Annotated in this window: 11 protein-coding genes; all 11 read right to left on the reverse strand. The window is 29.4% G+C overall.

Translation table 11 applies throughout. From position 1 onward, the window contains the following. The coding region (gene murB, locus H6553_00065; protein ID MCB9032208.1) for a UDP-N-acetylmuramate dehydrogenase at positions 1–531 on the reverse strand (531 nt) is incomplete at its 3' end. A gap of 3 nt (positions 532–534) precedes the next feature. After that, positions 535–1,398, reverse strand: a complete 864-nt coding sequence (locus H6553_00070) for a succinate--CoA ligase (protein MCB9032209.1) — start codon at positions 1,396–1,398, stop codon at positions 535–537. 16 nt (positions 1,399–1,414) lie between these two features. Further along, a complete protein-coding gene (locus H6553_00075; protein ID MCB9032210.1) occupies positions 1,415–1,903 on the reverse strand; it encodes a transglycosylase SLT domain-containing protein in 489 nt (162 codons plus the stop codon). Between the two features lie 59 nt (positions 1,904–1,962). Next, positions 1,963–3,468, reverse strand: a complete 1,506-nt coding sequence (gene nuoN / locus H6553_00080) for an NADH-quinone oxidoreductase subunit NuoN (protein ID MCB9032211.1) — start codon at positions 3,466–3,468, stop codon at positions 1,963–1,965. Next, positions 3,468–4,994 (reverse strand): NADH-quinone oxidoreductase subunit M, encoded by a 1,527-nt coding sequence (locus H6553_00085; GenBank protein MCB9032212.1) that lies wholly within the window; start codon positions 4,992–4,994, stop codon positions 3,468–3,470. Before H6553_00085 ends, nuoN begins: the two co-directional genes overlap by 1 nt. A gap of 12 nt (positions 4,995–5,006) precedes the next feature. Then, positions 5,007–6,866, reverse strand: coding sequence for an NADH-quinone oxidoreductase subunit L (nuoL, locus tag H6553_00090; GenBank protein ID MCB9032213.1), 1,860 nt, complete (start codon positions 6,864–6,866; stop codon positions 5,007–5,009). A gap of 2 nt (positions 6,867–6,868) precedes the next feature. Further along, positions 6,869–7,168 carry an NADH-quinone oxidoreductase subunit NuoK gene (gene nuoK / locus H6553_00095; GenBank protein MCB9032214.1) on the reverse strand — a complete coding sequence of 100 codons (300 nt, stop codon included), beginning with the start codon at positions 7,166–7,168 and terminating at the stop codon, positions 6,869–6,871. Next, positions 7,165–7,746: an NADH-quinone oxidoreductase subunit J gene (locus tag H6553_00100; protein MCB9032215.1), complete on the reverse strand. Its 582-nt coding sequence runs from the start codon at positions 7,744–7,746 to the stop codon at positions 7,165–7,167. Before H6553_00100 ends, nuoK begins: the two co-directional genes overlap by 4 nt. 9 nt (positions 7,747–7,755) lie before the next feature. Beyond that, positions 7,756–8,376 carry an NADH-quinone oxidoreductase subunit NuoI gene (nuoI, locus tag H6553_00105; GenBank protein MCB9032216.1) on the reverse strand — a complete coding sequence of 207 codons (621 nt, stop codon included), beginning with the start codon at positions 8,374–8,376 and terminating at the stop codon, positions 7,756–7,758. Between the two features lie 9 nt (positions 8,377–8,385). After that, on the reverse strand, positions 8,386–9,378 hold the full coding sequence (nuoH, locus tag H6553_00110; protein MCB9032217.1) for an NADH-quinone oxidoreductase subunit NuoH: 993 nt from the start codon (positions 9,376–9,378) through the stop codon (positions 8,386–8,388). A 1-nt stretch (position 9,379) separates the two neighbouring features. Continuing rightward, positions 9,380–10,017 (reverse strand): ferredoxin (locus tag H6553_00115; GenBank protein ID MCB9032218.1); only part of this gene is annotated, 638 nt, incomplete at its 5' end.

Below are 10,017 nucleotides of genomic sequence, written 5' to 3' on the forward strand. Positions count from 1 at the left end.
ATTATCTCTCATTTTAGTAAACTCTTTTAACATCTCATTTGAAAAACCATATTCAATATTAAAAACTACTTCATAAACTATAGTATCAATTTTAGTTTCTCTATATGAGAAATCAACATCTTCTTTTTTTATATAACCATCTTTTGTTTTTATACTATCTATATAATTAAAAACTTCCCAAGATTTTAATCCTGCATTCATTTTTACCAAACCACCCAAATTTCCTGGAAGTTTTGCTAAAAATTCTAAGTTTTTAATATCATGTTTTCTTGTATATGTTAAAAGTTTTCCACTTGTTGTTGCACAACCAACATATAGTTTATTTCCCTCTTGTCTTATATAATCAAACGCTTCACCTAAAATTGCAAATTTTTTATCTGTATTTTGTGAAACTAATAAATTATTAGCTCGTCCTATAATTTGATAATCACTATAATCACCTATTTCATTAATTACTAAAACATCTAATGTAGGTCCAATTCTTATTGATGAATATCTTGTAAAATCTATTGTTCTAATACTATTTTGCATCAATTATCTTGCTCTTAACTCTTCATATTCACTTGGTATTAAAAAATCTTCTGCTTTAATCAAATTTTGATAAAAACCATTTTTATATCCCAGTTCAAATAATTTATCAAGTGCTTTATATTGTATTTCACTCATTTTAACTGAATTATCATTTGCATATAAATCTAAATATTTATCAAGCGTTGGCGCATCAACTCTAATTAAACCTTTTTCTAAAAGCATAGGAGCTAAAACTTTTCTATTTTTATTTGCAACTTCAACAGCTTTTATAAGTGTATTTTCATAATTAATTGCATTATTAAGAGGAATTGAACGACGTAAGCACATTCCGCCAAGAGGTAAAGGTAATCCACCACCACTTAATTCCAACCAAACATCCCACATTTCACGTTCAACTTCTAATTCATTGTCATAAGTTAATATTGATTCATGAATTAATACACCTGCATCTACTGTTCCATCAAGAACTGCTTTTTCAATATCTAAGAAATTCATATATGTAATTCTTGCATTTGGATAAGCAATTTTAAACAAAAGTGCATTTGTTGTAAATTCTCCACTAAGAGCTACTTTAAAATTCTTTTTAAGAACAGTTCCTTTTTTCTTTATAAGTTTTGGTCCGTAACCTTCACCAAAAGATACAGCTGTTTTTAAAAGTGCGTAATCATCTTTAACAAAAGGATATAAAGCAAAAGAGATTGCACAAATATCATATACACCTTTTAATGTAGCCTGATTTAATGTCTCTATATCTAAAGCTATATTATCAAATTTTGCATCATCTGGAGTCACCCAACCAAATTTAATTGCATAATACATAAAAATATCATCTGCATCAGGTGAATGTCCTACACTAATATTTTTCAAAATCGTTCCTTTTTATTTATAAATCATATTCAAATTTTAATTTCTTGATTATATCAAAGATAGAACTTGCATATAAAACACCTGTATTACTACTGAATCTCCAGCCTGTATTATAACTTGCCCAAATTCTAACCCAATTTTCTTTATGAATTTCTCGCCAATAATCAATCTCAACAATAGCATTTGCTGTTGCAAATCCCACATCTGTTAAAAGTTTTTTTGCAAAATAATTTCTATTTTGTATATTATCTTCAACTTTTTGTCTTCTAATAACACTTTTTATATTTGATTGAAAAAGTCCATAATCATTACTTACACTATTTATTTGTTTTTTGCCAACTGAAGACTCTTTTATTGCAATTGCCATTAAAGTATATTTCATCATAGTGTCATCAGTTAATGTTTTTATTTTCTTTAAAATTATTAAATCTGTATTTGTTAATCCCAAAGAGTTTGAATAACTAAAACTAAAAACTAAAAAAATTAAAAGTAAGATTTTTTTCATAGATGAAGTTTACAATAATTCTAATCATTTTTCCAAATGATTAGAACTTGTAAATAGGATTAAAATCCTGAATTAGTAACATAAGTACCAATAATATTTAATAAAGGCTCAACTAATAAAATAGAGATTATTGCTAAAAGAACTGCCAAACCAACTACTGATTTCATTGGTGTTGTTGCATTTTGCATAAACTTTGTATTACTAATTCCTACTTCTGGATCTCTTAAGAACATATAAGAAACAGGTCTTAAATAATAGTATGCAGCTATTGCTGAATTTAATACTATAATCACAGCTAAAGCAATATGCCCTGCATTTACAGCACTTGCTATTAAATACATTTTACCCCAAAATAGTGCAAAAGGTGGAAGTCCAGCTAATGCAAATAAAAATAATCCTAAAATTGACGCTGTAAATGGAGAAATTTGAGCAAGTCCTGAGAACTTCTTAAATGTATATGGAGATTCATAATCGTTATACTCTTTTCCTCTATTTAACCAAAGCATACCAAATGCTCCAAAGTTTGTAATTGTGAATAAAATCCAATATAAAAATAGTGCTGTTGTTGCTTGATGTGTTCCAATTACAATAGCAGCCATTGCCATACCTGCATTTGAAATTGAAGAGTAAGCTAACATTCTTTTTATATCTTTTTGTTGTAAAGCAATTAAATTTGGAATAGTCATTGTTAAAATAACTGTTACATAAAGCATCGTTTGAATAATTGCATCATTTGCATGAATAAATATTTCAAAAAATCTTAGTGCTACAACAAACCCTGCCATTTTTGGAACAACTGATAAAAATCCTGCCATTGCTGAAGTTGAACCTTGATAAACATCTGGAACCCAAGTATGATATGGGAATAAAGATAATTTAAATCCAAGAGCAGCAAACATAAATACAAATCCAACTAAAACTAAAACATAATTAGCATAATTCTCTTTTGATAAGAATCCATCTTGAGTAACCACTTGTGCTATTTGAGATAGTTCTACACTTCCTGTAATTGCATAAAATATCATAGATCCAAATACAAAAAATCCAGCCGTTAAAGCACCCATTGTAAAATATTTAATAGCAGCTTCAATAGATACCATTCTATTATGCATAGCAATCATTGTATATAAAGCAAGAGATGATGTTTCAAGTCCAACAAAAATCATAATCAAAGAGTCAGAACTAACCATAAACTGTAATCCTGCAATCGCTAAAAGGTAAAGTGCAAAATATTCAGCGTATCTAAACTCTTGAAATCTTAATTTTGATAAACCTAAAAGAACAAAAAGTATTCCTCCACCTATAATTATACATTGAGATAAAACTGCTATCCCATCTAAAAGCATAATATCAAATACTCCTCTTTCATCACCACTAAATGCTAAAAGAGTAAATAAATCAAATACTAAAAATAGAACTACCAAAATTACATAAAGAGATTTATGTTTATTAGTGTTAAATATATCAGTTAATATAATAGCTAAAGCACCAATAATGGCAACAGACATAGGTACTATTGTTCCTAGATTTAAACTCTCTAGGCTTACGTTAATAGGCTCAATCATTATTTAACCTCCCCAATAGAGTTTAAAGCTCTTAGTTTTTCTTTTGTATCTTCATTAACTGCTTTTATTTCCATAACTTTTGTAAGATGAGTAACAGAAGTATTCAATGGGTCTAAAATCACTTTTGGATATATTCCAAGAGCGATGATTAAAACTACTAAAGACCCAAGAGCAACTAATTCTCTTCCAAAAATATCTTTCATAGATTTATTTTCTTCTTTTACTAATTTTCCAAAAAATACTTTTTTATACATTGCTAACATATAAATTGCACTTAAAACAATCGTTAAAGCTCCTATAAATGCCATTATAGGAGAATATTTAAAGAATCCTAATAAAGATAAAAATTCACCAATAAATCCAATAGTTAAAGGAAGTCCAATAGATGCCATTAAAACAACTATATAAACCACTGCAAAAACAGGCATATTATGTGCTAATCCGCCAAAATCTTTTATCATTTTTGTATGTCGTCTATCATATAAAACCCCAACACACATAAATAAAGCTCCTGAAACAATTGCATGTCCAATCATTAAATAAACAGCCCCCGAAATACCCTCAACATTTAAAGCAAAAACTCCAAGAGTAATAACTCCCATATGAGAAATAGAAGAGTAAGCTATCATTTGTTTCATATCTTCTTGAGCATAAGCCAACATTGCAGTATAAATAATAGCTATAAGTCCTAATGTTGCCATAAATCCTACAAAATAAACACTCGCATCAGGAAATAAAGGAAGTGAAAATCTAATAAATCCATAAGTTTCCATTTTTAGTAAAACTGCAGCTAAAATAATCGAACCTATTGTTGGTGCTTGACCATGGGCAATTGGTAACCAAGTATGAAAAGGAAACATTGGAACTTTTACTGCAAATCCTAAAAAGAATGCTATAAATAACCAAAGTTGTAAATCAAATGGTAATACAACACTATTCCAGTCAAGTAAACTAAAGCTCCAAACACCTGTAGTTTGATTATAAACATATCCAAAATATAAGATACCAATTAACATAATTAAAGAACCTATAAATGTATATAGGAAAAATTTAATTGCTGCATAGAATCTTTTTTCTGCTCCCCAAAATCCAATAATATAAAACATTGGAATTAGTGTTAATTCCCAGAAAATATAAAATAAAACAACATCTAAAGAACTAAATACTCCAACCATTGTCATTTCTAAAAACAACATCGTAATAATAAGGTTTTTTACATCTTTTTTTTCTGTTAATCCAATAATTGCAATCATTGTCATAAATGTAATCATTATGATTAAAAATATAGAAACCCCATCTACTCCAACTATATAATTTATTCCATAAGAACTTATAAGAGGTAGTGTTTGAACAAACTGCATTCCCGCAAGATTTGTATCGAAGTAGTACCACATTAATAGTGCTAAAACAAACTCAACAACCGTAACTACAACTCCAAATTGTCTCATTGAATCCTTATGAATCAAAAATCCAACAACTGCTGCAGCTGCAGGAAAAAATATCAACATCGATAAAATATTTTCCATTTACATAACCCCTTAAAGTACCGATAAAACTAAGGCAAGAACTAATCCTAAAATTAATCCAAATACCATAAGTCTTAGTGATGATGATAAATTACCAGACTGAATTATTCTAGCTTTTACCCCTAATTTATTTACAAAATGTGCTAATCCATCAATAGAAGCATCAATTAATTTAACTTCTATCACTTTAAATATCCAAACTGAAATCGCATAGTATGGTTTTGAAATACAAACTTCATAAATTTTTGGAATATAATATTGATTACTCAATAATTTATAAATAAATGTATCTTCCCATGATTTACTAAATCCACCATTTCTATATTTAAACACAGCAACTAAAATACCTAAAATAGCTACACCACTTGTAACTAAAATCAGAATCCAAATAGTTGCATTATTAAGATTTGAAGCTTCCCATGTTGGTAATATTTTTGTTACAAACTCTACAAACTGATGTTCAAACATTCCAGCAACTACAGCTAACACTGCAAGTGGTATCATAGAAGCTATTACAAAACCTTTTGCTTCATGAGGATGGAATTCATCATTTGAATAGTTTTGTTCACCAAAGAATATTTTCATAACAAGTCTAAATGAATAAAATGCTGTTAATCCAGCTGTTATCCATAAAGTTCCCCATAAAATAATTGCATCAGCATTAAATGCAGCTTCTAAAATTTTATCTTTTGAGAAGAATCCAGCAAGTGGGAAGATTCCAGCAAGTGCAAGTGATGCTACAATCATAATAATTGAAGTAGCTTTCATCTTCTTATGTAAACCACCCATTTTTCTAATATCAAGTTCATCACTCATAGCATGCATAACATTTCCAGCACCTAAAAATAATACTGATTTAAAAAATGCATGTGTAGCTAAGTGAAATAATGCAACCCAATAAGCACCTAAACCAGCCGCAACAAACATATATCCAAGTTGTGAAAGTGTTGAATATGCAATGATTCTTTTCATATCATTATTTACTAAAGCCATAGTTGCTGCAAATATTGCAACAAATGCTCCTAAACAAGCAATTGCATAACCAACCTCTGGAATTAAAGTATAAAGTTCATTTGCTCTTACAACTAAATAAACCCCTGCTGTTACCATCGTTGCAGCATGAATCAATGCTGAAACTGGTGTTGGTCCTTCCATCGCATCTGCAAGCCAAGTATGAAGTGGAAATTGAGCTGATTTTCCCATCGCTCCTACAAATAATAAAACACCTATCCAAATTAGTGTACTTGTTTCAAGAGTTGATACTTGAGCAAACACAATATCATATTGTAAACTTCCAATATTCCAATAAATAATAAACATTCCAAGTAAAAGACCTAAATCTCCAACTCTATTCATTATAAATGCTTCATTAGCTGCCCAAGTAGCTGATTCTTTGTGGTACCAAAAACCAATTAGTAACCATGAACAAACTCCAACACCTTCCCATCCTATAAATAAAACAGCAAAGTTATCAGCCATCACAAGAACTAACATTGAAAAAACGAAAGCTGAAAGATAAGAGAAATATCTATTAAATCCCTTATCATGTTCCATATATCCAATAGAGTGAATATGAACCATTGTAGAAACAACTGTTACCACACTCATCATAACAACTGAAACATGATCAACCACAAAACCAAAAGGAATATCTAAGTTACCTATTACTATCCAATCAAATAGATTTACATGTAAAGAGATATCTGTTGTATAAACATAATGCAACAAATTTAATGAAGCATACATTGATACAGCTAACATAAAAGAAGTAAACCATCCTGTAAAGGCTGTTTTTGGTTGAGTTGAAAATAGTGCAGCAACCAAAGAACCTATTAAAGGAGCAAAAAGAGCTATATATACAAATTTTTCCATAATTACCCCTTCATCCCAGCTATATCATCTAAATTAATAGAACCTGTTCTTTTATACCAAAGAATCAACAATCCAAGTCCAATAGCAACTTCACTTGCAGCAACTGCAATAATAAAAAATGCAAACATTTGACCTGTTAAATCTCCATGAAATTTAGAAATTGCAGCAAAACCAACATTTACAGCATTTAACATAATTTCAGTTGAGAAAAAAAGCATCAAAACATTTTTTCTTCTAATTACACCAATTAATCCTATACAAAATAGGAGTGTTGAAAGTATTAAATAGGCATTAAGTGTCATTTAACATCCTTTTGTGATGCTTCATCTTGTTTGATTTTTTCATCAATTTCTTCTTCTTTCATCTCTGAATAAGAGTAATCCATTTTTTTTCCTGCAAGTACAATTCCACCAATCATTGCAACCAAAAGCATAATGGCTGCTAATTCAAATGGAAGTAAATATTTTGTAAATAATACAAGTCCTACATCCACACTATTTCCATATTCAGGATGAACAGGATAATTTGCTTCAATATTTTGACCTATAATTGGTGCAATTAAAACAACAACTACAATTAATGCTACCATTCCAGAAAGTAAAAATACCAATCTTGGATTTTTGATTTTTTCTTTTACTTCTGATAAAGAGTCAAAAAACATCATACCAAAAGCATAAAGAGCCATAACAGCTCCTGTATAAACAACTATTTGAACAGCTCCTAAAAAGTCTGCATTTAATAAAAAGAAAAATCCTGAAATAAATATCATTCCAGCAGCCAAAGAACTTAAAGCATATAAAGCATTGTTAGTTAAAACAGTAATACCAAACATACCAATAGTTAAAACCGAAAAAATTATAAAAGCTACAACTTCAAACATTCAAACTCCTTAGTATGATAATGGTGTTTTTTTGATTTTTTTATCTGCATCAGGAGATACTGAACCATAACCATCAAATTCAAGTTGTGCACCTAAACCATTTGCCGAAGTTAAAATATCTTCTTTAAGTGAAAAATGTGCTCTTTGTTCACTTGAATTTTCATATCTTCCACCATGAACAATAGCAAGTTCTGGACAAACCTCAGCACAATATCCACAGAAAATACATCTTCCCATATTAATTGTATATTGCATAACTTCTTTTCTTGAATTTTCATCAATTCTTGTTTCCATTCTTATACAGTTTGAAATACAAATCTTTTCACAAAGTCCACATCCAATACATCTTTCTTCACCTGATTCTAAAAGTCTTAGAAGCTTATGTACAGCTCTATATCTAGGGCCAATAGGTAATTTTTCTTTTGGATATTGAACTGTTGCCATTTCACCTTTAAATAATGCTCTATACATTATTCCAAAAGTGATTTTTAAACCTGTAAATAACTCACCTTTAACAGATCGAACCATTACTTGTTTGAACATATCCCAAGAAGTTTTAGGATAATTATCTTCTTGAACTGTAATATAATCTTCGCTTATATTTCTATTTTTAAACTTATTTAGTTCCATAATTAACTCCTAAAACATTAGCACAAAACCAGTAACTAAAATATTTAGTACTGCAAGAGGCATTAAAATTTTCCAACATAACCACATCAATTGGTCAGGTCTAATATGTGGCCAAGATGCTCTTGTCCATAAGAAAAGGAAAATCAAAAACATAACTTTTAAAACAATTGCTAAACCACCTGGAATAAACCATAATGGCTCAAATCCACCCAAGAAAATTAATGCAACTAAAAAAGAGATTGTAAAAAGGTTTGCATACTCTCCAATAAAAAACATCCCCCATCTCATACCTGAATACTCTGTTGCATAACCAGCAACTAATTCAGCTTCATGCTCAAGCAAGTCAAAAGGTGTTCTATTAGTTTCAGCAAATCCAGCAATTACAAATAAAACAAAAGCAACTGGTTGAGACCAAATTATCCAGTTTGAAACTCCACCTGCTTGATAATTATTTATATCAATTAAAGAAAGACTTCCTATCATCATAAGTGGAGCTAAAAGAGCAAGTCCTGATACAACTTCATAAGATAAAAGCTGAATTGCAGTTCTAGCCCCTCCAAGTAATGCCCATTTATTAGCACTACTCATACCAGCTAAAAGTGGTCCATAAAGACCAACTGCTCCAACAGACATTACAAATAAAACCCCAACATTAATATCACTAATTATTGGTTTTACTGTATATCCAAACATTTCAAATTCAGGGAAAAAAGGAATGGCACTCATTGCTATAAATGCTGTTGCAGCTGTTATAATTGGTGCAACCATAAAAATAGGTCTATTTACATTTGCAGGAATAATATCCTCTTTTGTGAAAAGTTTAATTCCATCAGCTGCAATTTGTAACAATCCATAAGGTCCAACATTTGTAGGTCCTAATCTTCTTTGCATAAATGCTAAAACTTTTCTTTCAATATAAGTTGTAAATCCAGCGAGTGCTGAAAACACAGCAAGTACAACTATAACTTTTACAATAGTTTCTATTATGATACTTGATTCCATATTATGCCTTTACTACTTTTGCTTTATTAAATCTATATGTATTAAATAAAGCATTTGAAGAACTATTTTTCATAAATGTTGAAATATAAGGAATATTTCCCTCTATTTGAATATCAATATAAGCTGATAAAATCAACTCTTGATTATTTGCTATAACTTTTACCTTATCACCTTCATTTAACTCCAATTTTTCAAATAAAGATTTTGAGAAAAAGATACCATCTTGAAGTTTATCTTTAAACTCATGGGCAATTGCTGTAAATTCATTAAATTGATTTATTGGATTTGCTCTATAAATAATAAGTTCATCATCTTGTAATGTTATTCTTTCATCAATTATTGGTTTAAAATCATCTTGAATTGAAACCTCAAATGATTGTAAATCATAACCTCTATATTCAACTTGATCATTACCAAATTTATTTGGTAAATCATCAAATTGTTCTGATTTATAACCTTTTTGAATTGGAAGTTTTACTGTATACTCAATTGTATATTCAACATCTGTTCCTAACACTTCATTTGCAACTTCATTTAATGTATATCCTTTAAATTCTAAAGCTGCATTTGTTGGAATTACTTTTTTATCAATATTGGTAAAAGTTCCCTCTTGTTGGTTAAGAGCTGGAATATCTAAAT

The organism is Chitinophagales bacterium, from assembly GCA_020636535.1.
Classification (GTDB): Bacteria; Bacteroidota; Bacteroidia; order Chitinophagales; family JADIYW01; genus JADJSS01.

Excerpts from the sequence above, each read along its gene's own strand:
- H6553_00085 (MCB9032212.1), bottom strand. The coding sequence starts at position 4,994 with ATGGAAAATATTTTATCGATGTTGATATTTTTTCCTGCAGCTGCAGCA.
- nuoL (MCB9032213.1), bottom strand. The coding sequence starts at position 6,866 with ATGGAAAAATTTGTATATATAGCTCTTTTTGCTCCTTTAATAGGTTCT.
- H6553_00075 (MCB9032210.1), bottom strand. The coding sequence starts at position 1,903 with ATGAAAAAAATCTTACTTTTAATTTTTTTAGTTTTTAGTTTTAGTTAT.
- nuoN (MCB9032211.1), bottom strand. The coding sequence starts at position 3,468 with ATGATTGAGCCTATTAACGTAAGCCTAGAGAGTTTAAATCTAGGAACA.
- nuoI (MCB9032216.1), bottom strand. The coding sequence starts at position 8,376 with ATGGAACTAAATAAGTTTAAAAATAGAAATATAAGCGAAGATTATATT.
- nuoK (MCB9032214.1), bottom strand. The coding sequence starts at position 7,168 with ATGACACTTAATGCCTATTTAATACTTTCAACACTCCTATTTTGTATA.
- nuoH (MCB9032217.1), bottom strand. The coding sequence starts at position 9,378 with ATGGAATCAAGTATCATAATAGAAACTATTGTAAAAGTTATAGTTGTA.
- H6553_00100 (MCB9032215.1), bottom strand. The coding sequence starts at position 7,746 with ATGTTTGAAGTTGTAGCTTTTATAATTTTTTCGGTTTTAACTATTGGT.